We start from the raw sequence: 23,665 nt of genomic DNA, 5'->3' as shown, positions 1-23,665 counted from the left end.
GTTTTAAATGACGTTCGGCTAAGTTCCTCTCGTCCTGTGAGAACGTCGAACTGGCTTGCACAGGAGGTGCTGACTTTTGCGCTCGGAACACGATGTTCGCGAATCTAGCAAAAGTTCCTTAAACCATCTCGGGCCCCCTGAAGCTAGACATCAAAGCGCAAAATTTTATACTTTCCTATCTAATTAGAAAAACTCGGCTTGCCGTCGAATCCTATGGCGGAAGACGTAGTTTTACTTAACTTTGAACCTTTAACAAAGTGAAACTTTCCTAAAGTACAAGTTAACGTTCGTCGCTTCACGCAATTTTCATATTTCCAGTGTATAATAAAAACGGCTTGTGTATATAAAAATGACAGAATAGCAATAGGAGGTAACTCTTTTGAATGAAGTAAGCATATGGCTCGCGTTCGGCGCAGGAATAGTTTCTTTTCTTTCTCCCTGTATTTTTCCGCTTGTACCAGCTTATTTAGCTCAATTGACCGGTACAACAGTTTCTAACAATCAAGTTAATGCCCAAAAGCGTTTAATTTTAACAAGAAGTATAGGATTCATTCTTGGTTTTACGATCATCTTTATGCTGCTAGGTGCTTCGTCAACCTATTTAGGACAGCAATTTGCAAGGTGGAATAACCTCATAGAACAACTTGGAGGAATTATAATCGTCATTTTCGGACTCCAAATGGCTGGTATTATTTCTATCCGCTCTCTATTAACTGATAAAAAAGTTCATTATGAACCAAAAAAATCAACTAGTTTTACAAGTTCTGTTCTGCTTGGATTATTGTTTGCAGCCGGCTGGTCCCCTTGTATAGGACTAGTGCTTGGAGCTATACTTACACTAGCAAGCCAGGCCGAGACAATGTATTCAGGAATATTTATGCTGTTCATTTATTCCATCGGCTTAGGCATTCCCTTTCTATTAGTAGCATTGATTTACTCAAAATCACTAAATAAATTAAAAAGATTAAACAAGTGGGTTCCTATCATTCAAAAGACTAGCGGCTATATTATGATCGTGCTTGGTATTATGCTTTTTACTGGTTACTTTCAAATGCTTTCAAGCTATCTAGCCCGATTCGTTCCTTTTGGACTATAATAATTACCGGCTTGCCGCCTAGTCCTCATAATGCAATTCTTTTAGCAAGTTAAACCTTTCTAAAGTACGATGAAAGGAAATCAGCTATGATAAAATAGAAAAACATTAATAAAATACAGGGGGGTTGTTTTTTGGAAACTAAACTTTATGATTTACTAGATCGTTTTTATAATGAAATGGTAGAAATCAGGAGATATCTTCATCAGTATCCAGAGCTGTCCTTTAAAGAAGAACATACACCGGCATATATAGCAGATTTTCATAAAAAGCTTGGCCATGATGTGAAAACAAATGTTGGAAGAAGAGGTGTTACTGCCGTCTTGCAAGGCGGTAAACCCGGTCCTGTCATCGCCTTAAGGGCAGACTTTGATGCGCTTCCTATTCACGAACAAACAGATCTTCCTTTTCGTTCTAAAGTAGATGGAGTGATGCACGCATGCGGTCATGACGGACATACAGCAACTTTACTCATTTTGGCAAAAGCAATAAATGCTTTAAAAGAGAAATGGAGAGGTACGGTTGTTTTTATTCACCAGCATGCAGAAGAATATGCGCCAGGCGGGGCTGTTGATATGATTAAAGATGGCTGCCTCGACGGGGTTGATGTCATATTTGGCACCCATCTATGGGCCACTGTTCCACATGGAAAAATTCAATATAAACATGGACCGATGATGGCAGCAGTGGACCGATTTGAGATAGAAATCATTGGTCAAGGAGGGCACGGTGCCATGCCACATCTTACCAAAGACGCTGTCGTTATTGGATCACAGCTTGTTACAAATATGCAGCAGCTCGTCAGCCGCCGGGTTGATCCACAAGAGCCTGCGGTTGTTTCGGTCGGTTCTTTTGTTGCACAAAACGCTTTCAATGTTATTGCAGACCGAGCGAAACTTACAGGTACGGTAAGAACATTCAGCGAAGACGTACGCAGCTTATTAGAAAAAGAATTGGAAACCATTACACATGCCACATGTCAAGGTGCAAACGCAGAAGCTGATTTTACTTATTCACGTGGATATCCTGCTGTTGTTAACCATGAAGAAGAAACAGCTTTTCTTGCAGATTGTGCCTATCAGGTACCTGGAGTTACAGAAACAGAAGAAATGAAACCGCAAATGGGCGGAGAAGATTTTGCTTATTATTTAAAACACGCGAAAGGGACTTTCTTCTTTACCGGCGCCCAACATCCAAACTGGGAAAAAACCTATCCTCACCACCATCCCAAATTTGATATTGATGAACGTTCTATGCTTCTAGCTGCTAAAGTAATGGGAAAAGCAGCACTTGAGTATGACAATTAAAAAAGTAAAAACCCGGGTGGTCCTATGTCTCGGTTAGATGAAAAAAATCCCCTATTTTTAAAGTTAATTCTTTAGAAATAGGGGTCTTGTAATTCTTTTTTCTTTTTCAGTACAGCATATTAGTTTGAACTCGGATAATCCCGCACTTTTCTTTTATTATTCTTTTGAATGAAGCCATTTTAATCGATAGCCTTCTTTTGCAGCTTCCCCGAGCTGACCAAGCAGCCGATAATTTGCAGCCGCTCCGATCACTGCTCCAAAACCAGGCATTAGCTGAAGTAATTTGACTAAATCAATATGATCTCTATATTGCTGCTGAAAAGATGTCCAATCCCATTCTGCTGCCATCGATATTTTTCTTGGTTTATCACTAATATATTCTTCCCAATTTTCCAGCCTATCTGCTGTTTCACACCTTTTTTCTGGGCTTGAAAACGCTGCTTGGAAAAGATGAAGCATATACAATCTGTCTCTAAAATCGTATACATCTAATCCATATATTTGTGCAGCTGAGAATAAAAACCGCATTTTAAAACCGAGAAGAAGAGGGAAATCAGCCGCTCCTAGAAAGATGCCGCCAGCTCCAGTACCTGCCCCTTCCGCTGCGGCCCCTTTTTGAAAAACAGGAATAAGTTCTTGAAGTTTCTCATCTGCTTCTCTTAGAGTTTTTGCTTTCTTATAGTCTCCTTTTGGTAAATACTCGGAGCCATTTAGTACACCTTCCACCATCTGCTTAACAGCCTGCCCCATTAAATGATGAAATTTTTTAGGAACCAAATTATTCATTCTGCTTTGAATGTTTTTTGTAAAGGTTTGCGTCATACTGGATGGTTTTTTTAGCTTTCTAAGCCACACTTGAACATCTTCATAAGCCTGTTGCTCATACGTATCCATTAATCCTCCTCCTAATTCGTTTGGAGTACGCTCCTTTTCCCTTTATACACCGGGTACGTTAGACTGAATATAAATCCTGCCGCTAAAATCATGAGGCCAGGTAACACGCTCACACTTACTATCCAGTAAACAACCGTCAGCAATATGGTCTGAAATATTAATAATTTTTTCATTAACTGTTTGAAAGCCGTTTCTTTTTCGTGATAAGAAATAGGATATAGATCAGGCCACATGATAGTATCCAAATGGTGCCATAGCGTCTTTAACTGAACACTGGTCATATATAAAAACAACAAAGCAGCTCCCAACCGAACCCATTCAGACGGAAAGGCATACATTACCAAAGCACTTGTTAACAAAAGCCTTACATACATTCCGAAATATTCCCCCGAACGTATGAATGCTTTTCCAAACAATACCGAGTATATAGAGCCTGAATTCCATAAAAAACGGTCTGCAGCTGCTGATAACCATTTTCTGCGTCTCACAGCCATTTTTATATGGGGGACATCTGTAAAAGACTGCACAAACCTATAGAATGCAGATAAACGTTTTTCCTCTAGGCGAAGCAGCAATTCCCATTTCAATGGATGATTTCTTAAAAGTTTTATATGATAAAAACAGAAAAGAAATACCATGATCAGTAAAACAGTCAATACAAACCACAACGGTGCTGCCACGAATAGAAAATAACAATAAACCGTATTAATCAGCGCTCTTCCCCCGGTGTGTACTTTTCGTTTTTCATCATCTTGTATTCGAACTTCTGCCCAGCGTACAGCATAGTTCCATACATTTCCTGTCAGCAGGAGTAATAATACGATATAAAGATAGCTGGTATTTGATGATACTCTATCTTGAAATAGTGGGCCAGTCAGCAGTAATAAAATAGATAACGGGACAGATTGCATCACAATAGAATAGATAACTGACTTACGAAAATAAGATTTTAATTTTGTTTCTAAAGGCAATAAAAAAACTAAATCCCCTTCTTTAAGAAATGTACGAAGAGGGCAGACAGTTAGTAAATAGGTGAATAACGCCGTAAGTACGAAAGGAATTGGAAAAGTTTCAGGAAGCCATTCGATAAATGAAGGATAAAAATAGCCGCCTGCTAAGAACAAGGCATATAAACTGAACATAAAACCGCTGTTTCCTAATAGTCGAAGGTAACGGATTGCCTCATTCCAAAAACGTTTTGATCGTTCTTCCCATAAATCAGTAACATCCATTATATTTCTCCTTTAGTTACTTCTATGTATAAATCATCTAAGTTAGCATCTGCCATACCAGCCTGCTCCCTCAATTCTTTTAACGTTCCGCTTAGACAGATTTGTCCCTCGTGCAGAAGAATAAATCGATCACAATAACGTTCCGCAGTAGACAGGATGTGGGTAGACATTAAAATGCCTGCTCCTTCTTCTTTCATTTGTACCATCATATCAAGGAGTGATTTTATAGCTACAGGATCTAGCCCTACAAATGGTTCATCCACTATATATAATTCAGGTTTCACTAAGAATGCACACATAATCATTACTTTTTGGCGCATCCCTTTAGAAAAATGACTTGGAAACCAATCTTTCATTTTTTCCATTCTATATTCTTCTAAAAGACCAGTTACTCTTTCTTTAAAAATCTTATCTTCTAATCCATATGCCATAGCAGTTAATTTTAAGTGTTCCCATAACGTTAGTTCGTCATATAATACAGGAGTTTCCGGGATATATGTAAACGTTTTTCGATATGTTTCAGGGTGTTCTTGAAAACGTTGTCCATTTATACGGATTTCACCCTGATTTGGTTCCATTAATCCCAGCACATGTTTAATGGTCGTGCTTTTGCCGGCACCATTTAAACCTATTAAACCAACCATTTCTCCTTTATTTAAATTGAAATTGAGCTCGTGTAATACAGGCTTATGGATATTGTAGCCTCCACTGACGTTATCTAATTCTAACAAATCTGTCATATCTTTACTCCTTTAACTAGCTTTTCACAGTACTGCAACGATACAATTTTCATTTTACCCTCTCTGAATCCGAAGGAAAAGAAGCTGCTAAAAAACCTTTGAAACGGATAAGACCACATTTTCAAAGGTTTTTTCTATTTCATGCTTGCGGCTTCGGTGTTGAAGTAGGTTCCATACCACTGTCAATATAAGCTTTATCAATAGTTTCCCGAATTTCTTTATCTGAATACCCATCATTTTTCATGTCCACAGCTCTAGCTGCTATCTCAAGGCACACGCCGCATTTCATACCATGATTGTTCCATACAACAGTACCATCTTCATTTACATGATCTATAAAACAGTCAAACGCATGATCATGACCAGCAGACTCTCCGCATCCGCAATAACATGGAATGTGTGTTAAAAGTTCTTGATGGCCAGCAGTTTCTTCATAAATTGATGGAATAGAGCCGTTGGCGTGTTCTAAAAATTGCGGACCCTCTGCAGCGGAAGCTGTGGTTTCCAATATATCATATCCTTTTTCTTCTTGTTCTCCTACAGGCGGCCCGGCATTTTCAGATTCAGAACATGCAGCAAGAATAACAGATATACCAAGAAGGAAAACTACATTTCTAATTTTTTTCATACCCTCACCTTTTCTCATTTTTTCAATATTTATTGTATCACAGTCTTGAATCCGTATTTCCTGACAATTATATGGCGTTATGATACCTCCTGACTTTAGAAAAACTCCGCTAGCCGGCAAATCCAAGTGGATAAAAAGAGAGAACACTCCACTAAAGTGAAGCATTCTCCCTTAATTATTTTGCGTTTTCTTGTTAGAACTAATTAACTTTTCGTTTTTCCCCCCAAAACTCTTTACGAAGCTGTACTTTCTGAATTTTGCCAGAAGCCGTTTTGGGGAGTGCGTCAATAAACGATATGCTTTTTGGTGCTTTAAAATGAGCCATTTTACTTCTAGCAAAGTTTATTAATTCTTGATCCGAAACATTAGACCCTTCTCTTTTAACGACGACAGCATGAGGAACCTCTCCCCATTTTTCATGAGGAGCAGCAACAACGGCTGCTTCTACTACATCCGGATGGTTATACAAATATCCTTCTACTTCGATTGAAGATATATTTTCTCCACCACTTATGATTACATCTTTTTTTCTGTCTACAATTTGAATGTAACCATTTGTATCGACCACTGCCATATCTCCTGTATGCAGCCAGCCGTTTTTTATCGTATCTGAGGTTGCTTCCGGATTTTTTAAATATCCCTCCATTGCATTATTTGAACGAACAATTACTTCCCCTATTGTTTTGCCATCTGCTGGTACCTGGTTCCCTTTTTCATCTACCACCCTTACTTCTGACCCTATCATAGCGTATCCGGTTTTGGCTTTCGTTGAATGTTTTTCTTCTATAGACAAATGAGAATGCTGTGGACGAATTTGTGAAATAGTGACGAGCGGAGAAATCTCGGTCATCCCGTAAACTTGTATGAATTCCCAGCCGAGATCTTTTTCTACTTTTGTTACAAATGCAGGAGGCGGTGCAGAACCAGCAATTACAATGCGCATGTCCTGGTCTGTATTTAATCGTTCTTTATTTAAACTGTAATATTCTAACAGTATGTTTAAGACCGTTGGGGCCATATGAGCTACTGTTGCATTATGTTTTTGTATATTCCCAAAAATGGAAGCAGGTTCTACTTTCCTTTGCATAACCTGCGTAGCTCCGTTTGCAGTATAATAAAAAGGAGATCCCCACCCATTCACATGAAACATTGGCAAAACGTGTAAAAGCGTATCTTGATCGGAAACGCGAAGGTGATGCATTGTTGACATAGCGTGCAAGTAATTGCTGCGATGTGTAAGCAATACTCCTTTTGGATTGCCCGTAGTGCCGCTTGTATAAAGCAGACTTGCAATGTCATGTTCATCGAGTTCCACTCGTTCAACAGATTCCTTTGAAAATTGTTCACGCCAAATGTCATAACTTTTATATTCTTCCCTATTCGACTCAGCTCCGTGAACAATAATTGTTTCTACTGTCTCAAGTTTCGGAACAATTGGTTGGATCAATGGAAATAATTCGTTTTCTACAAACAAAACTTTACTTTCACTATGGTTTAAAATAAATTGATAATCCTCTGGTTTCAACCTAGTGTTAAGGGGTGTCATAACAGCGCCAAGCTGGAACACGCCATAAAACCCTTCTAGCATTTCAAGTGTGTTAGGAGCGAGATAAGCAACTTTATCGCCTTTTTTTATATTAAGCGCTTTCAAACCGTGCGATAATTGATTCACCCTATCGTTTAATTCTGAATACGTTACTTTTTTGTTTTCATCAATAACTGCAATTTTTTCTCCATATAGTTCGACTGCTCGGTCAAGAAACTGTGTTAGTACAAGAGGGACATACATTATAATTCCTCCTTTGCCTTCATTACCAGTAAGATAATAGTATTATATCATTCTCCATATTCAATTGTAAGAATTTTATTAATTATTCAGTTATAATACAGATGCACTTATTGTTTTCACTTACATTGGCTGATAAGATAATGGAAAATAGATACTTTCACCAAAGGAGAGAAAAAGATGAAAAGAGACGAAAACTGTATTTTTTGTAAAATAGTTGCCGGTGACATTCCTGCTTCTATTGTATACGAAGACGGCAATGTCATAGCTTTTGCAGATATTGGACAAGTTACAAAAGGTCATACTTTATTAATACCTAAAGATCATCAGCCAAATGTATATGAATTGCAAGAAGATACGGCTTCTCAGTTATTCCGAGTTGTCCCTAACATCGCTAATGCCATCAAAAAAGAATTCAATCCTGCGGGGTTAAATCTTGTTAATAATAACGGGGAAGCTGCTTCTCAATCTGTTTTTCATTATCATCTGCACTTTATCCCCCGCTATGGAACAGAAGATGGTTTTCAGCCGACTTGGCAGGATAACAGCAGTAAATATTCAGCAGAAGAACTTCAGCAAATTGCCCAAGGGATTAACCAGCACCTTTAAACAATGATATAAGCATTATTTCCTGTTGGATGATCCAGCAGGTTTTTTTACAAAACAACAAAGAACAATCAATAAAAATTTCTACTTTTCTGCTTCTTTTTCAAAAAAGTATTAGCACTTCTAATACAGTTTTGTTAGGATATTCACAAAAGCAATTTATTAATTTTGTTAGTTATAAAAGGAGTGGAGAATATGGCCAGAGCCCATAATTTTAATGCAGGTCCTGCAGCTCTTCCTGTCGAGGTCCTGGAAGAAGCGCAAAAAGAACTCGTGAATTTTAATAACACTGGGATGTCTGTGATGGAATTAAGTCATCGTAGCAAAGATTATGAAGCTGTACATAATGAAGCAATTTCTTTAGTAAAAGACCTTCTAAACGTTCCAGATGATTATGAAGTCCTCTTAATACAGGGAGGAGCCAGTCTTCAGTTTTCAATGATTCCAATGAATTTTCTTACCAATGGAAAAACAGCAAACTATATACTTACGGGGGCCTGGTCTGAAAAAGCTTTAAAAGAGGCAAAAGCGTTGGGAGAGACAAAAATAGGTGCAGCATCTAAAGAAAGTAACTATACGTATATTCCCGATAGAAACAGCATAGAAACAAGCAGTGATGATGCCTATGTTCATATTACTTCAAATAATACGATTTTTGGCACGCAGTACCATGATTTCGATTTAAACACGAGCGCGCCCCTCTTTGCAGATATGTCAAGTGATATCTTAAGCAAACCAATTCCAGTAGATCGTTTCTCTTTTATCTATGCTGGTGCGCAAAAAAACCTTGGGCCATCAGGAGTTACGCTAGTAATAGTGAAAAAAGAACTTCTTGAACAATCAAAAGAAAATATCCCTACATTATTAAAATACAACACACATGTTGAAAAGAATTCTTTGTATCATACCCCGCCGACATTTGCCATTTATATGCTTAATAAAGTATTGCATTGGATCAAAGATAACGGCGGTGCAGCTGGTATGCAAATACGTAATAAAGAAAAAGCAGAACTGCTTTACGACGTAATTGATAACAGCGGTGGCTTTTATAAGGGGCATGCTCAAGAAGAAAGCCGTTCATATATGAATGTAACCTTTAATCTTAAAAAGGAAGATTTAAACCAAAAATTTCTTATGGAAGCAAAACAAGCAGGTTTTGTGGGTTTAAACGGTCACCGGTCTGTTGGAGGATGCAGAGCTTCTATATATAATGCTGTTTCTGTTGAATCCTGTAAAGCCTTAAAAGATTTTATGATCGATTTTCAACAAAAAAATCAATAACTTTTAAACGTAACCGATTTAATTTCTTGCTGTTTTCAGATGATAAATCTGTGGACAGCTTTTTTCTTTTCATTTTTTCTCTTTTTAACGCTAAATACCCTAGAATGCTTTTCATTGTCAAAATTTTTCTCTATACTGTTATAAAAGAATAATATTTTAATAAATATTGTTAGAGAAAACTCGGCTTGTCGGCAAAGCATTATTGCGAATGCCGTAGTTTTCTTATACTTTCCTAAAAGTGTAAAAAAAGAGAGAAAGGATAGGTGGTAGAGTGGATTCGAAATCATTATTTACTGGCATATTTACCGGTTTTGTTATTGGAGGGCTTTCTGCCTTGCTTACTGCTCCCGCTTCTGGAGACAGGACAAGAGATTCTTTTAAGAACTTTAATTGGAGATCTCTTAATCAAAAAGCTGCAAGCAAAGGAAGAGATACAGTTCAAGACTGGCGCTATGCGGCTACTGAAGGTTTCGAAGCTGTTGATGGCTTAACACAAGAGATGAAAAGAACATACAGCCGCTATAAAGAGGAAGTCGAACCAGAAGTAGAAGCCATCCAACATCAAGTGAAAGAAATTTCAGATGCTATTGCTGAATTAAATGATCAAATTCGTAAAGAGTCTGAATAATTGTCGTTTAGCATCTTTAATTTTTGGAAAAATAAATTAATTAATCTTTTTATTACAATAATACCAGGGAGGGGAGGGAGAAGATGGACCAGTCTTCTTTTTCTACAAAACAGTCTATACTGTTCAGCCATAAATTTGCCCAGATTACAAAAGCATTATGGAAATCTGTTGAAAAAGATTGGCAGCAATGGATTAAACCATATAATTTAAATATTAATGAACACCAAATTTTATGGATTGCATATCATATGGAGGGAGCTTCCATTTCAGATATAGCAAAATTTGGCGTAATGCATGTTTCCACAGCATTCAACTTCTCAAAAAAACTTGAGGAAAGAGAATTATTGACATTTTCTAAAAAAACAAATGATAAAAGAAACACGTATATTGAATTAACACCAGAAGGAGATAAGTTATTATTAGCAACAATTGAAGCATATAATCCAGATACGTATAGTGTATATAACGGCGCATTGCCAATTAAAGAACTCTACGGGAAATTTCCTGATTTTTCAGAGCTTACAACTATTCTTCGTCATATTTACGGTGAAGATTTCATGGAGATATTCGAAAAGTCCTTGTTTACGTTTGATGAAGAGTTTACAGAAGAAAATGGTACCCTCACCCCTGTAAAACCTTCCGAGTAACATAATATTTTTATCCGTTTTTTCAGTGTCTGGTTCCGATTGCGAACCAGACATTTTTTATACTTTAGGAATATATAACTTTGTTAAAGGATCAAAGTATAAGCAAAACTTCGTCTTCCGCCATAGGACTCGGCGGTAAGCCGAGTTTTTCTAATACTTTAGGAATATATAACTTTGTTAAAGGATCAAATTATAAGCAAAACTTCGTCTTCCGCCATAAGAATGGACGGTAAGCCAAGTTTTACTAAAGGGAACCCTCTCTTGTCCAGAATTGTCGAAAAGGTTTTTCTTTTGACTATTTTTCATTATTCTATTGATTTTTGACGCTTTAGGCTTTAAATTATTCAATTAGGTAGTAGAGAGAGGGGGAATCCTCATGAATTGTTGGAAATCCATTAACTTAAGAAAAGAATACAACCCTTCGAGATTAATGCTTATCTCATTAACTTTTATAATTATAACTTTTATATTCAGTTTTTTAGTTTTTAGTCTTTATTATAATGAAGTCACCTATGCAGAGTTAAGTATGCTAAAAACGTTTGGCTTCTTAATGTTATTGTATCCTGTGCACACTCTGCTTCATATCATTCCGTTATGGTTTGTGGGTGTACGAATCAAAGCTGACTTCAAATTTAACAGAAGACAAAAATTCCCTTCAATCATGATGAAATTCACAAAACCGGTGGGGCGGAACTTTTATGTAGGTGCCATGTTGTTTCCAACCTTGTTTATTAACTTTGCTTCCTTTTTAGGAGCTATTACATTTCCACCATATATGTATTATTTTTTATTGGTGTTTTCATTTAATACAGGTCTTGCCGTCTATGATTTTATTTATCTTAAACAATTGTCTGGCGCTCCTCGAGAATGTTTTATTGAACAAAACAAAAATGGTATAGATATATTACTAAAGCAGCCGATTTGACGGCTGCTTTTATACACCAGTTCATTTTCCAACTTTTATTGTTATAGCATCTTGTTCCAAGTCGAAGGTTTCCGCTCTTAAATAATATTGATCAGCTATCTGTATTTCATTCAACTTGACCAAAATTTGATTATTACCAGGCTGCACTTCAACATAATCCGGTATATCAGCTTGTGAGCTTAATATAGATAAAACCTCTGAACCTGGTAAGGATAATCCTCCTATATTGAAAGACTTTTGGTGCAATACAATATTTCCATTTTCTAAGACAGCTGGCTCAAAATCCATGCTTGCATCGATTGTTCTCCCCAATATGGATACAGAAGATGAAATTCTAGCCTCTTTATCAACTATTTCTGCGCTTACTTTTTCCTCTTCTAGTTGTTCATGCAGCAAGTGATTGAGCTGTGATTGGGTTAAATGTACCGAAAAATATTCGGTATATTCATCAGAAGAGTAATCATCATGTGGTTCAGATTCGGAATTGGGGTTTGTTGTAATCAATAGAAATACGCTGAACACAAATAATACATTAAGAGTCAGCAATAAAAAGAATAACCATTTCCAACTGTTTTTTTTGCTTCGACTCATTGTTAACACCTGCTTTCTACAATTAAACTATTACTATTATGCTTGTCCATTTCCATTCCAGCCACCTAAAAAACTATCATTTTGTAAAAAGTTTTGTTAAAGTAAAGTAGATATAAGGTATTGGGGGTAAAATTATGCTCGTTGTATTTTTCTTATTATTTTCTTTAGTTTATTTATTTGTTATAAATTCCATGACAAATGCCCTCTGTGTCCAAAAAGAGATTCCAGCAGAACGTCAGCCTAAAATTTTTAGAACCATTAATATTTTACTAACCATTTTACTCACATCTACTTTTGTAGAATTATGGTTTGTATAGGTATATTAGGAGACTAAGTCTTACGGTATAAAAATTTTTTTAAAGCCGTCGGGTTGTGTCTCCGTATTATTATCCAATAAAATTTTATACTAACAGAGTATTTAAACTTTCCCGAAGGACTTTTCCTTCAGGAAAGTTTTTTTCATTAATACATCAATACATCCATGCTGCCCCAATAATAATAAGCAAAATGAACAGCACGACAATCAGAGCAAAATTGAAGTTGTAATCATATCCCATTTTTCTCCCTCCCTTATTCACGGCGATATATTTAACACCAAGCCGCACCTACAATAACAAGCAGTATGAAAAGGACTACAATTAAGGCAAATCCACCGTAATAACCCTTAGACATATTCACACCTCCTATTTCTCTTGCTGAATTATGTTATGTATAGAGAGATGACTTGGTTTAGGTTTTTGCCTAAATTTTTTTCTTTTTTTGGGATAGTGTGATAAGATATAGTTTGTCTGATAAATGTTAAGGGGATGGAAGTTTTATGAAACAATCTTATTTTTTGGCAGCTGTTTTAAGTGGAACGCTTGTATTAACAGCCTGCAGCGGTGACCAAGGAGCCGGAGAAGAGAAAACAATTGTAGAGGTTAATGATACTTCTCTTACTGAAGAAGAATTTATAGGAGAATTAAAAAATAATGTTGGCGAACAGGTTTTAAATGAAATGGTACAAAATATTATTATTCAAGATAAATCTGAACAGCTAAGTATTGATAGCGAACAAGTTGATGCAGAGCTCGAATCATTTAAAGAGGATTACGGTGTGGAAAAAGATGAGGAGCTTTTGACCATGCTTCAAACTCAATTTCAGCTTCCTATTGACTCAATGGATGACTTCAAAAATGATTTTTTAAAGCCGCAGCTCGTTTTAGAAGAGCTTGCAGCAGCTGATGTAGAGATTACCAAGGAAGATAAAGAAACATATTTTGAGGAAAACAAAGAAGATTTAGTAAGCATTTCTGCTCGTCATATTTTGGTAGAGGATGAAGATCAAGCTAATGAAATTCGTGAAGAACTCGAAAATGGCGCAGATTTTGCTGAACTGGCTGAAGAACATTCAACGGATCCTGGCTCTGCTTCTGAAGGAGGAGACCTAAATACTTTTACTAGAGGAGAAATGGTCGAAGCATTTGATGAAGCAGCCTTTTCAATGGAACCTGGAGAAATCAGTGAACCAGTTAAAAGTGAATTTGGCTATCATATTATCGAAGTGCTCGACAAAAATGAATCATATGAAGAACTTGAAGAAGATATCGAAGAGAAAGTACGAGAAGAACAGTCAAAATCTCCAGAAGAAGTGATGCAGGAATTAATGGAAGAAGCCAACATTGACGTAAAAGAATCTTCTTATGAGGACTGGATTCAGTCATAAATTCCTTTTTCATATAATCAGCCTGGCCGGGTTTAAACCTCAGCCAGGCTGATTGTTACAGCAGCTTAGGAAGAAGCACGTCTTTTTTCTCTTTCTTCCTCCATCCTGCGTATAAAAATACGACCTTCTTGTTCAATCCAGCGTTCATCTTCCTTTTTTTCCGTCCTGCTTGTCTGCCAATACATATATCCGCTAAATATAATCCCTACCCCTGTTAACAGCACCCATGATGGAACTTGAACTGGACCTGATTGTGCAAAACGCTGCCATACTACCAGAACGAAAAACAGTACGATAAGCGTCATCAAGAATTTTTTTGAGCGGTTATTCATAAGCCCCTCCTTCGTAAAACCTTGTCCTTGCTTTCATCATATGCGCCTATCAAAAAGATATTCTATTCTCCTGCAGAATCTCACTTCTTCGGCAAGGTAATTTTAAACGTCACACCATCTTCTTCATTGACCGCTTCATGATGCCCTTGATGTAGCTCCGCAATTCTTTTAACAATAGCTAGTCCTAGACCAAATTGACCTTTGTTGCCTTTGCGAAAAGGAGCAAACAAATGAGGAATATCTTCTTTGTTAATTTGTGTACCATTATTTTTAACATGGATTTCGACTGTATCTTTTTTCTGTTCTGCTTTCATCCATATTGTATCTTCTGCATACCTCATCGCATTTTCTACTAAATTTTCTAATAATACCTGCATATGCTCAGGGTCCGCGTTTATTCTCACATCAGCCCCCTGAATAATGAACTTCAAATCTTCACGCTGCATACGAAATCTTTCTTCAATTTGAAAAGCCAAGTTCCCAAACATTATTTCTTCTACATTAATGGTTTCTTTTTTCAACGCATCTAATTTAGTAAAATAGAGCATATCTTTTACCCTTTTATCCATGCGATCTGCTTCATCTAATATGACATCCATCGTCTGTTCGATATTATCTTTTGGAAGAATTCCATCTTTAACTGATTGTGCATACGTTTTCACTACCATAATAGGTGTTTTTAGTTCATGGGAAGCATGCTGAATAAACGTCTTTTGCGAACGGTCATAACGTATAAGATTTTGTCTCATGCTTTCAAATTGGTCAGATAGCTTCTGAAAATCATCGTCTCCTTCCCAACGAAAAGGTTCTTTCCAATTTCGTTTTGCTATTTGTTCAAAATGGTTCCCTAACACTCTTAACGGCTGGCGTAGATAGCGTTTTAACCATATTGCCGGCAGCAAACTAAGAGCACTTGTAATCAAAAGCAAGTATATAAGTCTTTCCCACAATCTGTTTACCATAAGATCCCTGTATGTGTCCCACATGTATGAAATTTGGAATGCTTCCTCCCCATCGGATTCAATCCTTGTGATTACATAAAATAAAGTAGCATCATTATACGTTAATTCATACCGTTCTCGTTCGTTATCTTGATTAACTGCGTTTGAAACCATTTCTTTTAGAACATTATCGGGCGGCACCGGCTCACCGCGTAATGTTCCTAAATCATTGAATAAAAACAGATGACCGACAGAACGTTCTGCTTCCCTTCTTTCAATGAAGTCAAGTTCTGATTGAGGAGGAGTAAAATAATCGCTAAATGGATTAGCCATTCTTGCCTGTTCTTGTTCAATAATACGGTACGTTTCATCTGTTAAAGTTCCTTTGATAGATATCGGATAAACGATTATCATCGTTAAACCGACCAATACAACTAAAGCAATAAATGATAACCAAATCCGCTGTGTTAAGTTAACTTTCATCATGACGACAAAACACGGTACCCATAGCCATATAACGTTTCTAGATGAATACGCGGCATTTTTTTACGAACTCGTCGTACGACATCATCTACTGCCCGTTCGGAACCAAAATAATTTTCTCCCCATACCTTTTCAATAATTTCTTCTCGCGAAAGAGCTTTTCCAATATCTTCAGTCAATAGTAATATGAGATCCATTTCTTTTGTCGTCAGTTCAACATGCTGGTTACTATTTTCTTGATCCGTAACCGTTCTTGCTTCTGGATCAATAACATATTCATTTAATTCTACCTTTTTATGTTCATTAGTCTGTTCACCGTAAACACGTGATAACAACTTTTTCGCTCTGATAATGAGTTCTTGAGGTAAAAATGGCTTAGCTAAATAATCATCGCTTCCCATTTCAAGGCCCAGCACCCGATCTAAATCCTGATCTCTCGCTGATATAAAAATAACAGGAACGTTCCCTTCATTTTCTCGAATTCCTTTTAAAATTTGATAGCCATCGGTACCAGGAAGCATAATATCAAGCACCCATAAATGAGGAGGTTCTTTTACTGCAGCAATGGCATCATCCCCATTATCAAACACGTTGACTGTCCAGCCTTCTTTTTCCATATATGCTTTTAATACTTCTGATAAATTATTTTCATCTTCGACGAGATAAATTTTATACGTACTCATATTCTATTATCCTTTCTGAGCCTGAATATTATTTTGGGTCAAGGTTTATCGTAGCAGGCTTTTTGTTATAGTTCCACCTATCCTTATGATCAACTGCTAGAAAGCCGTGTTACAGCACACTCCGATAAGACGCGGCTAGAGGGGATTTGGCAGGTAAAATAAATGACTTGTCTGTTGGCAGCAGCTTTATGTAATAATGAAAAAGCTGATTGCTGACGGACTTGATCAAAATTCACAAAAGGGTCATCCATAATGAGCGGAACAACTTCTGCTTGGCTATACGCCTCTGCAAGGGCAAGACGCAAGCAGAGATATAACTGCTCAGCTGTTCCCCGACTTAATTCCTCAGGCGAAAACCTTAATCCCGATGAATCTTCTACGATAAATTTTTCTTCCCCAGCTGGTGCAAACAGTCGTTCATATTTTTCTCTTGTGATATAAGAAAAATAAGACGATGCTTTTTGAATCACTTGAGGCTGTCTTTCCTTTTCGTATACAGCTTTTGCTTGCTCAATCAATTGTTTAGATGTTTTTAAGACAAGCCATTGATGAATCCTCTTCCGTAAATTTGCTTTGTCTTCTTCAAATTGTTGTAATTTTTCTTCGTAAGTTCCCCCTTCTTCTATTTTTTTTATATCTTGTCTAACCTCTGCAAGCGTTTGAAAAAGGTCTTGTTCTTTTTGTTCTAAGCTGACTAAATCGTCATGCAGCAGCCCTCTTTTTTCTTCTGGCTGAGTAAAAGTGGAATGCAGTTCTTTTACCCAATCCTCTATTGTTTCTTCTGGCAGGAGTTGACCAGTTATTTGCTGTTCAAGCCATTGTTTTTGCTTTTTCCATTCTAAATATTGCTTTTTTTGGCTGATCGCATGAAAAAATGCTTCTTGGTTGTCAGCTTCAGCTGTTTTATAGAGATTATTGATAAGTTTTACAGCATTTGTTTTCTTTGTCATCCAATATTGTTTCTGTTGAAACGCTGCATCTATTTTCTCTGCTTCTTTTAAATATATATTATTTTCTTGTTCTTCTCTTTTATATCGCTCCCACAATCCCGTTTTAATGTCTTCTAAAGGATTATCCAATGGAAAACCGGTTAGCTTTGCGATATCATTTACTTCTGTTTTTATTTCTTCTAAGTCTTTACTAACCATCTCTTGTTCTTTCTTCAATTCTAATATTTCTTCGTTTAATTCTTTCCATTCTCTAACAGCTTGAAAGAAACTTTCAGCAATATGAATGCTGTTTATAGAAGGAAATTGATAACGGCTGCACCATTCTTGTAATTCATTTTCTAGTCCCTTCCACTTAACAGCTGCCTCTTTTAATCGATCGACAAAAGATTGATATATGTTTTCTTCTCTGTCAGACTGCCATTTCATTTCTCTTACAGCAGCTTCTGTCCTTTGATCTTGTTCAAGCAGTTGCTTATGCTCTGAATAATTTTGATTATCACTTTCTTCAAAAGAGTTTTTTTGTCTTTGTTTTCGGTAAAATAAGAAAACAAACGCGGCAGTTCCTATTACGGATACAACACCCCCAAAAAGCAAGCTGCCGGTTAGTATTTCCCAACATCCTAAGGTTAAAAAAATAATTGCTGCTAGTTGAAGCATCACCTCGGTTGTATTTCCTGAACGGCGAAAACCTTTTTCCAGATATTCTTGGTCAAACACTATTCTCTTACTATTATTGCACTCAGAGAGAGGCCTTCGTTGTTGTTCAAGTTCAAAGAGATCCATTTTTAATAGATCGAGTTTTCGTTGCTGCTCTATATGTTGTTCCTCAAGCAGTCGCTGTCTTTCTTTTAGCTCTTTGCCCTTTTCTATAATTTGATGGAGTTCCTTCTCGGCCAAAATGGTTGTTACACTTAATTCCAGTTGTCCTTCATCTAATATCCCTAAACGTTCTAATCGGTCTGCTGCTTTCTCTTTTTTTTTCTGTATAGATAAACCCAGACCTTCTTTGTCCTTCACGTATTTTTTATACAGTGGGACTTTTTCTTTTAATGCATAAATTTTATCTTTTGCATTAATAATAGTCCAATTAACGAAAGCCCCAGAATGTTTAGAAGACAGCTGTTGAATGCGTATATTATTTTCTTCTATTCTTTTCTCTGCTTCCGTTCTATCATTATTATAATGTTTCCATTGTTCCTCTAATTCTAGAGCTACCTTATCAAATGGCTCCAAAACTTTCGCTTTTCGGTCTAATTCTATTTTTTCCTGCACTGAACGAAGTAAGGTCTCTTTTCGCTGCAGATTTTCCTTTTCTTTCAGTAACCGTTTTTTTTCTGTTTGAAGTGCATCCAGCTCTTGTTTAAACTGCATTTTTTGTTTTAGAAGCATACTATAACGATCAAATTCTCTTTCCCATTTTCTCAGCTCCATTAGCTGACTGTTTAGCTCTTTAATACTTTTATTAATTACTGGCTTTTTCCCTTTTGGCTTAAAAAGAGCGCTCAACTCACTATCTATATCTTTGTCCATTTGAAAAACTCGTTTTGTTCCTGTCATGCCAGCTTCATAAATATATCTGTTTAAGGCATCTCCTTTTAATTGCTCGATTTCACTTAGGCCTTCTAAACCAAAACAAAAAATTCCTTGGAACACCGTTCGATCCATGTTTCCTAAAAAGGAAAGCAGCCATTCTTCTCCTAATATTTCCCCATTTTCTAAGTACACCGCAACATCGCCAGCTGCTTTGTTTCTCATTACACGTTCAATGGTAATTACTTTTTCACTTTGTAACCGCAATGTTAAGCTTCCGCCATAAGAACTGCTTTTTTTTGGTTGATATCGAAGCCTTTTTTCTTTTTTAAAAGGAAATCCAAAGAGAATAGCTGCGATGAAAGCCCGCAGAGTAGATTTTCCTGCTTCATTTTCTCCCTGTATAATATGAATGGGTTGTTGAATATCAATGGAGCAATCTATAAACTTTCCGAAACCATAAATATGTATTTTTTCAATATTCAACTCGACTCCCCCTTTCCCCACTTATTCCATACTAACCGCTCTGCTTCTTCTATAATAAAATCGATTTCCGGTTGTGAAATAAACTTTTTCACTGATGGATGGCCAAGCAGCTCCTCCCATTCTTTTTCAAGAATTTTTGGAGACGTTTTGTAATAATTCGCTGCTTGCTCCACATCGCCGAGAAAATGATCACCTTCGTTGATTTGTTTAGATATAGAAAGTGGAAGTGTTTTATTTATTATTTCGTAAATATAAAAAAAAGGACTTTCTGATGAACCAATTTCATTCAAAGTTTCCTTCCATTCTTCGATAATTGTTTCGCTTTGAATATATTCACTTAAATTGCCATTCCCGGTAAACTCCACTTCAAGCCATAAACCAGCTGCATTATTATGGGACATTTCTTTAATTTGACTTAACAGTGTGTTCGATAAACTATCAAATGTTTCGTGCCCATCTATTATCACGTCGACTTTCTCAAACACCACTGGGGAAACGGCTTGAAAAGAAACATCAATATTATCCTTTTCCAATTCCACTAACAAATAGCCTTTCTCCCCTTGTTCCTTGCGATGTCTTGCTTGGATATTACCTGGATAACAAATATGACGTCTTAAATACTGCCTTGTATGAATATGTCCAAGTGCCCAATAATCCATATTTTTTTCCTCAAGATCCCTCAAGGAAAAAGGAGCATAATGAGCGGACCCTGCCATATTTTTTTCTTGGCCGTGAACAACACCTATGTGAAATGGAACTCCTTCTTTTTTCTCGTATGTTTTAGCAATGTTCGTTTGAAGTGATCGATCACTATAGCTGCATCCATAGAGACGGGCTGCTGGTCTATTGTTTTTAAAATAAATTTTTGTCTCCGGCTCTGTTGAAAAAGTTTCAACGTGATCTGGCCATCCGACCGGTGCATATTTTTTGTCCATGGGATCATGGTTGCCAAATAGAATGTAAACGTTAATATCATAGGGTTTTAACAGCTCTAACTTTTGTTTGAGAAAAAGCTGGCTTTTTACGCTTCTGTTTTCTTGATCGAATAAATCGCCTGCTAATATTACAAAGTCCACTTGTAATTGAATAGCATCTTCAATCATTTTATGTACAGCAGTATATATACTATCTTCCAATTGATTTTTTAATAAGGAAGAAGCTCCAGCAGCTGCCGGTATGGGGGAGCCCAAATGAAGATCAGCAGCATGAATAAATCGCAATGCTTCCATATAAGGCCAACCTTTCTTATTTGTTATTATTTCATTATATCAAAATCAAGTGAACATATGCTCGTATGAGTTCCTTGCTGTTTTATTAGAAAAATATTAAAACTCGGCTTGTCTTCTTTTAGAACATTCGCTGTTTTAGTATAAGGTCCTCTTTAACTGTGGGGCTAGACTCTGAAGCTCGACACTAATCAAATAATACGAAAAATTATCCACAGCAGAAAGCTTCCTGGACATGTAAAAACCCCCTCTTCGAAGAGGGAGCTGAGTGTTTAATAATATGGTAGTGCAGATAACGCAACGAGCGCTGCTAATGGCAGAATTAATCTTCTAAAACGAGGGTAGTAATAGGGGTAGTAGTAAGGGTAATAGAAACCAGGGTATCCGCCAAATCCGTAAAATTGCCGGTCATCTCTATTATTGCAGCCGCATTTTTTTTGCTTCGATGGAGAAGTGTAAGGCATCACATTTTCCATATGGTTATTGTTCATATGCTGCGGCATCATGTGGTGCATATCGTTTCCGTTCATGTGCTGCGGCATCATGTGGTGCATATCGTTTCCGTTCATGTGCTGCGGCATCATGTGGTGCATATCGTTTCCGTTCATGTACTGCGGCATTACCTCTTCCATATTATTTCCATTCATGTTTTGGTACGCATGATTGTTATCATAATCTGGAATCATCAAATAAACATTGTTTTCGTCTACGTCTTCAACATAACCATTAAAATATTCATTGTTTTTTGTTTGAACCATCACAAATTGACCCAGATGCTGCTGGCACAAATTATACATATGCATATCATTGTTCATATAAACGCCCGCCTCCTTTTCCATCCTATCCTATTCAAGACACGGGCGTTTGTGCATAATCCTTTAGATCTGAGTTGATTCCTGTTCTTTCATTTGTTTTCTTTGGTGCGCAAATAGGAGAGATTGAAAGACCATAAATATTCCTCCTGCAAACCAATATAAAGAGAGAGCAGACGGCAATGCGATTCCTGCTATCACCATCATAACTGGCATTATATACAACAACGGCTTCATCTGAGCAGAAGAAGTATCTGTGATACTCATTTTTGTCTGTAAAAACATAACAATACCAGCTGCTAAAGGTGTAATATACCATGGATCCGGCTCGCCTAAATTCATCCATAAAAAACTATGATTTGCAATCTCTTCCGTTCGTACAATTGCAAAATAAAACGCCATTAAGATCGGCATTTGAATAAATATAGGCAAACAGCCTGCCATCGGATTAACTCCATTTTCTTTATAAAGGCTCATTATTTCCTGTTGATATTGCTGCATCTGTTCTTGTTTTTTTAAATCAAATTTATTTTTCAAAGCTTCCATTTCAGGCTGAAGCTGTTTGATGGCCAAAGTGCTTTTTTGCTGTTTTAAAAACAGAGGCAGCAGGAGCAAGCGAATAATTATGGTCACCATCACGATCGCTGATCCATAACTGCCTAGAAAAAGGTCTGCGAAAAAAGTCAGCACCCAGGAAAGCGGATAGACAAAATAGTGGTTCCATATGCCCTCACTTTCTGAAGTAATCGGGGCTTGCTCTATTCCACAACCTGAAATAAGAATTACTGCTGCTAAAGCTGCTAAAAATAATTTCCATTTTTTATCCAAAGTTTCATCATTCCTCCCGTTTGTTTTTTAAACATTTTTGGAGAAATGATTACTAGCTTCATCTTCATCCTTATGATCATCCACTGCTGGAACTTTTCTTTTAATAAAAGTGAACGAAAAATATTTTGGAATAAACAGAGGCTCAAAGTTTTCTCTCTCTAATTGAAGACGGTGTATTATTTGGTGACTGCAGTTCCAGTATCCAGAAGATGACTCTAATACAGACCATCCAGCAATATAAAGCAAAGAAATGACGAACAACATTTCGATTAAATTTACATCGATTATGAATTCAATCAATAGTCACCCGCTCCTTTTCTTCTAAATAAGCACTTAATTATGTAAGTCATATTCTTTATTTTTCACTGCCACATAATGTTTTTCATATTCTTCAGCATAAGCTAACACTTCTTCCACGTACCAATCAGCTTGATTGTATTGAAATATTGCTTTCTTTTCCTTTCCATCTGCTGCTCCATTTGCGGCCAAGTAATTTGCTGTGGAATAAACCGCATCTTCTATGTCATAAGGATCTGCTCTGCCATTTCCATTCCCATCCACACCGTAACCACCATATTTATTAATAACAGACATATCCGTTAAAGTAGATTTTGGTATATCCAAATTTCCTTTTTCTTCGTCTTCACATCCTGGATATCCCCAACCGATGAAAGTACATGGCATAAATTGGGTGTGCCCGATTGCACCGGCTGGACTCTCTAGTTCATCCATCGTTGAAAACACTGTTTCTACTCTATGAACGGCTGCAAGTAATTCCCATGACACTTCGTACTCTTCTGCTGCCTCTTTATATATAGGAATCAAAGATTCTGGTATTTCTTCTTTTGAAAAAGTTTGGGAAAACTTTTCTTTACCTGATTCTCCGTTATTGACTGCTTTTAAAAATAACGCTCCAATGAATAAAAACAAGGAGAACAAAACGATAGCAGTTCGTACCGGCTTTTTCTTTTCTTTCTTTGCCAATGCTGCACCTCCCCTCTACCATGTTACCAAAAACAACAAATAAATCTATAGACGAAATAGTGACAAAATTTATAAATAAAGTGACTTGTTTGATGTTTTATTTCGTCGTAAAATAAATATATTAAACGAATATTCAGTTAAATTAAAGGAGGGGATTTCACTTGCAATACTTTCTTACGGTGTTTGATAAAGACGGTTCCTTATTATTAAATGAAACATTCGAATATGAAAAAGATACATTAGCTATTGACCACGGAAAGCAGCGGCTTAAAGAAAAAAACTTTCAAGATGTAACTCACCGGATGACCCGAAATGGAAAATTACTATTGTTTCACAGGTAAACGAAT

Annotated in this window: 27 protein-coding genes; 10 read left to right on the top strand and 17 right to left on the bottom strand. The window is 36.8% G+C overall.

Annotated elements, in window-relative coordinates:
• The first annotated feature begins 379 nt into the window (after nt 1-379).
• Entirely contained in the window at nt 380-1,096 is a 717-nt protein-coding gene (locus CEF16_RS01140) for a cytochrome c biogenesis CcdA family protein (protein WP_091586932.1), read from the top strand.
• Between the two features lie 131 nt (nt 1,097-1,227).
• On the top strand, nt 1,228-2,400 hold the full coding sequence (locus CEF16_RS01135) for a M20 family metallopeptidase (RefSeq protein ID WP_281259133.1): 1,173 nt from the start codon (nt 1,228-1,230) through the stop codon (nt 2,398-2,400).
• 156 nt (nt 2,401-2,556) lie between these two features.
• Here CEF16_RS01135 and CEF16_RS01130 read toward each other — a convergent pair whose 3' ends face one another.
• The 5 genes from CEF16_RS01130 to CEF16_RS01110 form a co-directional block, all read right to left on the bottom strand.
• A complete protein-coding gene (locus tag CEF16_RS01130) occupies nt 2,557-3,294 on the bottom strand; it encodes an EcsC family protein (protein ID WP_091586931.1) in 738 nt (245 codons plus the stop codon).
• 11 nt (nt 3,295-3,305) lie between these two features.
• Nucleotides 3,306-4,526 (bottom strand): ABC transporter permease, encoded by a 1,221-nt coding sequence (locus CEF16_RS01125; protein ID WP_091586930.1) that lies wholly within the window; start codon nt 4,524-4,526, stop codon nt 3,306-3,308.
• Nucleotides 4,526-5,266, bottom strand: coding sequence for an ABC transporter ATP-binding protein (locus tag CEF16_RS01120; protein WP_091586929.1), 741 nt, complete (start codon nt 5,264-5,266; stop codon nt 4,526-4,528). Before CEF16_RS01120 ends, CEF16_RS01125 begins: the two co-directional genes overlap by 1 nt.
• A gap of 139 nt (nt 5,267-5,405) precedes the next feature.
• A complete protein-coding gene (locus CEF16_RS01115) occupies nt 5,406-5,894 on the bottom strand; it encodes a PCYCGC motif-containing (lipo)protein (RefSeq protein ID WP_091587001.1) in 489 nt (162 codons plus the stop codon).
• A gap of 199 nt (nt 5,895-6,093) precedes the next feature.
• Nucleotides 6,094-7,683: a long-chain-fatty-acid--CoA ligase gene (locus tag CEF16_RS01110; protein WP_091586928.1), complete on the bottom strand. Its 1,590-nt coding sequence runs from the start codon at nt 7,681-7,683 to the stop codon at nt 6,094-6,096.
• A 177-nt stretch (nt 7,684-7,860) separates the two neighbouring features.
• Between CEF16_RS01110 and CEF16_RS01105 the strand changes: the two genes are divergently transcribed.
• From CEF16_RS01105 to CEF16_RS01085, 5 genes are all read left to right on the top strand, one after another.
• Nucleotides 7,861-8,289 carry an HIT family protein gene (locus CEF16_RS01105; protein ID WP_091586927.1) on the top strand — a complete coding sequence of 143 codons (429 nt, stop codon included), beginning with the start codon at nt 7,861-7,863 and terminating at the stop codon, nt 8,287-8,289.
• A gap of 192 nt (nt 8,290-8,481) precedes the next feature.
• Complete coding sequence (gene serC, locus CEF16_RS01100; protein WP_091586926.1) at nt 8,482-9,567, top strand: 3-phosphoserine/phosphohydroxythreonine transaminase; 1,086 nt, start codon at nt 8,482-8,484, stop codon at nt 9,565-9,567.
• A 271-nt stretch (nt 9,568-9,838) separates the two neighbouring features.
• Nucleotides 9,839-10,195 carry a YtxH domain-containing protein gene (locus tag CEF16_RS01095; protein ID WP_091586925.1) on the top strand — a complete coding sequence of 119 codons (357 nt, stop codon included), beginning with the start codon at nt 9,839-9,841 and terminating at the stop codon, nt 10,193-10,195.
• Nucleotides 10,196-10,278: 83 nt separating this feature from the next.
• The gene (locus tag CEF16_RS01090) at nt 10,279-10,842 is read left to right on the top strand and encodes an HTH-type transcriptional regulator Hpr (protein ID WP_091586924.1); all 564 of its coding nucleotides are present in this window, start codon (nt 10,279-10,281) and stop codon (nt 10,840-10,842) included.
• A 376-nt stretch (nt 10,843-11,218) separates the two neighbouring features.
• Nucleotides 11,219-11,767: a DUF3267 domain-containing protein gene (locus tag CEF16_RS01085; RefSeq protein WP_091586923.1), complete on the top strand. Its 549-nt coding sequence runs from the start codon at nt 11,219-11,221 to the stop codon at nt 11,765-11,767.
• Nucleotides 11,768-11,788: 21 nt separating this feature from the next.
• On the opposite strand, the gene CEF16_RS01080 is transcribed toward CEF16_RS01085, so the two are convergent.
• Nucleotides 11,789-12,358, bottom strand: coding sequence for a YpmS family protein (locus CEF16_RS01080; protein ID WP_091586922.1), 570 nt, complete (start codon nt 12,356-12,358; stop codon nt 11,789-11,791).
• 134 nt (nt 12,359-12,492) lie between these two features.
• On the opposite strand from CEF16_RS01080, the gene CEF16_RS01075 reads away from it, so the two are divergent.
• A complete protein-coding gene (locus CEF16_RS01075) occupies nt 12,493-12,675 on the top strand; it encodes a hypothetical protein (protein ID WP_091586921.1) in 183 nt (60 codons plus the stop codon).
• Nucleotides 12,676-12,828: 153 nt separating this feature from the next.
• Here the strand turns inward: CEF16_RS01075 and CEF16_RS01070 are convergent, their stop codons facing one another.
• Nucleotides 12,829-12,915 (bottom strand): YjcZ family sporulation protein, encoded by an 87-nt coding sequence (locus CEF16_RS01070; RefSeq protein ID WP_091586920.1) that lies wholly within the window; start codon nt 12,913-12,915, stop codon nt 12,829-12,831.
• 31 nt (nt 12,916-12,946) lie between these two features.
• Nucleotides 12,947-13,030 (bottom strand): YjcZ family sporulation protein, encoded by an 84-nt coding sequence (locus CEF16_RS01065; RefSeq protein WP_091272676.1) that lies wholly within the window; start codon nt 13,028-13,030, stop codon nt 12,947-12,949.
• 145 nt (nt 13,031-13,175) lie between these two features.
• On the opposite strand from CEF16_RS01065, the gene CEF16_RS01060 reads away from it, so the two are divergent.
• Nucleotides 13,176-14,063: a peptidylprolyl isomerase gene (locus CEF16_RS01060; protein WP_091586919.1), complete on the top strand. Its 888-nt coding sequence runs from the start codon at nt 13,176-13,178 to the stop codon at nt 14,061-14,063.
• Between the two features lie 65 nt (nt 14,064-14,128).
• On the opposite strand, the gene CEF16_RS01055 is transcribed toward CEF16_RS01060, so the two are convergent.
• The 9 genes from CEF16_RS01055 to CEF16_RS01015 form a co-directional block, all read right to left on the bottom strand.
• Nucleotides 14,129-14,395 (bottom strand): sporulation YhaL family protein, encoded by a 267-nt coding sequence (locus CEF16_RS01055; protein WP_245917732.1) that lies wholly within the window; start codon nt 14,393-14,395, stop codon nt 14,129-14,131.
• Nucleotides 14,396-14,475: 80 nt separating this feature from the next.
• Nucleotides 14,476-15,822 (bottom strand): sensor histidine kinase, encoded by a 1,347-nt coding sequence (locus tag CEF16_RS01050; RefSeq protein WP_091586918.1) that lies wholly within the window; start codon nt 15,820-15,822, stop codon nt 14,476-14,478.
• On the bottom strand, nt 15,819-16,502 hold the full coding sequence (locus CEF16_RS01045; RefSeq protein WP_091586917.1) for a response regulator transcription factor: 684 nt from the start codon (nt 16,500-16,502) through the stop codon (nt 15,819-15,821). Before CEF16_RS01045 ends, CEF16_RS01050 begins: the two co-directional genes overlap by 4 nt.
• 89 nt (nt 16,503-16,591) lie before the next feature.
• Nucleotides 16,592-19,468: an ATP-binding protein gene (locus CEF16_RS01040; RefSeq protein WP_170031465.1), complete on the bottom strand. Its 2,877-nt coding sequence runs from the start codon at nt 19,466-19,468 to the stop codon at nt 16,592-16,594.
• Nucleotides 19,465-20,697, bottom strand: coding sequence for a metallophosphoesterase family protein (locus CEF16_RS01035; protein ID WP_091586915.1), 1,233 nt, complete (start codon nt 20,695-20,697; stop codon nt 19,465-19,467). The genes CEF16_RS01040 and CEF16_RS01035 overlap by 4 nt, the downstream gene beginning before the upstream one ends.
• Nucleotides 20,698-20,966: 269 nt before the next feature.
• On the bottom strand, nt 20,967-21,509 hold the full coding sequence (locus tag CEF16_RS01030) for a hypothetical protein (RefSeq protein ID WP_091586914.1): 543 nt from the start codon (nt 21,507-21,509) through the stop codon (nt 20,967-20,969).
• A gap of 63 nt (nt 21,510-21,572) precedes the next feature.
• Nucleotides 21,573-22,334, bottom strand: a complete 762-nt coding sequence (gene yidC / locus CEF16_RS01025) for a membrane protein insertase YidC (RefSeq protein WP_245917731.1) — start codon at nt 22,332-22,334, stop codon at nt 21,573-21,575.
• A gap of 27 nt (nt 22,335-22,361) precedes the next feature.
• Nucleotides 22,362-22,634: a hypothetical protein gene (locus tag CEF16_RS01020; RefSeq protein ID WP_091586913.1), complete on the bottom strand. Its 273-nt coding sequence runs from the start codon at nt 22,632-22,634 to the stop codon at nt 22,362-22,364.
• A 33-nt stretch (nt 22,635-22,667) separates the two neighbouring features.
• A complete protein-coding gene (locus tag CEF16_RS01015; RefSeq protein ID WP_091586912.1) occupies nt 22,668-23,318 on the bottom strand; it encodes a lytic transglycosylase domain-containing protein in 651 nt (216 codons plus the stop codon).
• 161 nt (nt 23,319-23,479) lie between these two features.
• Here CEF16_RS01015 and CEF16_RS01010 point away from each other — a divergent pair, with 161 nt between their 5' ends.
• A complete protein-coding gene (locus CEF16_RS01010; protein ID WP_091586911.1) occupies nt 23,480-23,659 on the top strand; it encodes a YhzD family protein in 180 nt (59 codons plus the stop codon).
• Nucleotides 23,660-23,665 lie beyond the last annotated feature (6 nt).

Origin of the sequence: Alteribacillus bidgolensis, from assembly GCF_002886255.1 — a bacterium.
Classification (GTDB): domain Bacteria; phylum Bacillota; class Bacilli; order Bacillales; family Marinococcaceae; genus Alteribacillus; species Alteribacillus bidgolensis.
Note: the sequence above shows the minus strand (reverse complement) of the source record. Positions and strands in the feature narration are given on the sequence as shown.

Excerpts from the sequence above, each read along its gene's own strand:
- serC (WP_091586926.1), top strand. The coding sequence starts at position 8,482 with ATGGCCAGAGCCCATAATTTTAATGCAGGTCCTGCAGCTCTTCCTGTC.
- CEF16_RS01065 (WP_091272676.1), bottom strand. The coding sequence starts at position 13,030 with ATGTCTAAGGGTTATTACGGTGGATTTGCCTTAATTGTAGTCCTTTTC.
- CEF16_RS01070 (WP_091586920.1), bottom strand. The coding sequence starts at position 12,915 with ATGGGATATGATTACAACTTCAATTTTGCTCTGATTGTCGTGCTGTTC.
- CEF16_RS01080 (WP_091586922.1), bottom strand. The coding sequence starts at position 12,358 with ATGAGTCGAAGCAAAAAAAACAGTTGGAAATGGTTATTCTTTTTATTG.
- CEF16_RS01045 (WP_091586917.1), bottom strand. The coding sequence starts at position 16,502 with ATGAGTACGTATAAAATTTATCTCGTCGAAGATGAAAATAATTTATCA.
- CEF16_RS01125 (WP_091586930.1), bottom strand. The coding sequence starts at position 4,526 with ATGGATGTTACTGATTTATGGGAAGAACGATCAAAACGTTTTTGGAAT.
- CEF16_RS01075 (WP_091586921.1), top strand. The coding sequence starts at position 12,493 with ATGCTCGTTGTATTTTTCTTATTATTTTCTTTAGTTTATTTATTTGTT.
- CEF16_RS01030 (WP_091586914.1), bottom strand. The coding sequence starts at position 21,509 with ATGAACAATGATATGCATATGTATAATTTGTGCCAGCAGCATCTGGGT.
- CEF16_RS01130 (WP_091586931.1), bottom strand. The coding sequence starts at position 3,294 with ATGGATACGTATGAGCAACAGGCTTATGAAGATGTTCAAGTGTGGCTT.
- CEF16_RS01050 (WP_091586918.1), bottom strand. The coding sequence starts at position 15,822 with ATGATGAAAGTTAACTTAACACAGCGGATTTGGTTATCATTTATTGCT.
- CEF16_RS01120 (WP_091586929.1), bottom strand. The coding sequence starts at position 5,266 with ATGACAGATTTGTTAGAATTAGATAACGTCAGTGGAGGCTACAATATC.
- CEF16_RS01110 (WP_091586928.1), bottom strand. The coding sequence starts at position 7,683 with ATGTATGTCCCTCTTGTACTAACACAGTTTCTTGACCGAGCAGTCGAA.
- CEF16_RS01115 (WP_091587001.1), bottom strand. The coding sequence starts at position 5,894 with ATGAAAAAAATTAGAAATGTAGTTTTCCTTCTTGGTATATCTGTTATT.
- CEF16_RS01060 (WP_091586919.1), top strand. The coding sequence starts at position 13,176 with ATGAAACAATCTTATTTTTTGGCAGCTGTTTTAAGTGGAACGCTTGTA.
- CEF16_RS01090 (WP_091586924.1), top strand. The coding sequence starts at position 10,279 with ATGGACCAGTCTTCTTTTTCTACAAAACAGTCTATACTGTTCAGCCAT.
- CEF16_RS01085 (WP_091586923.1), top strand. The coding sequence starts at position 11,219 with ATGAATTGTTGGAAATCCATTAACTTAAGAAAAGAATACAACCCTTCG.
- CEF16_RS01105 (WP_091586927.1), top strand. The coding sequence starts at position 7,861 with ATGAAAAGAGACGAAAACTGTATTTTTTGTAAAATAGTTGCCGGTGAC.
- CEF16_RS01055 (WP_245917732.1), bottom strand. The coding sequence starts at position 14,395 with ATGAATAACCGCTCAAAAAAATTCTTGATGACGCTTATCGTACTGTTT.
- CEF16_RS01035 (WP_091586915.1), bottom strand. The coding sequence starts at position 20,697 with ATGGAAGCATTGCGATTTATTCATGCTGCTGATCTTCATTTGGGCTCC.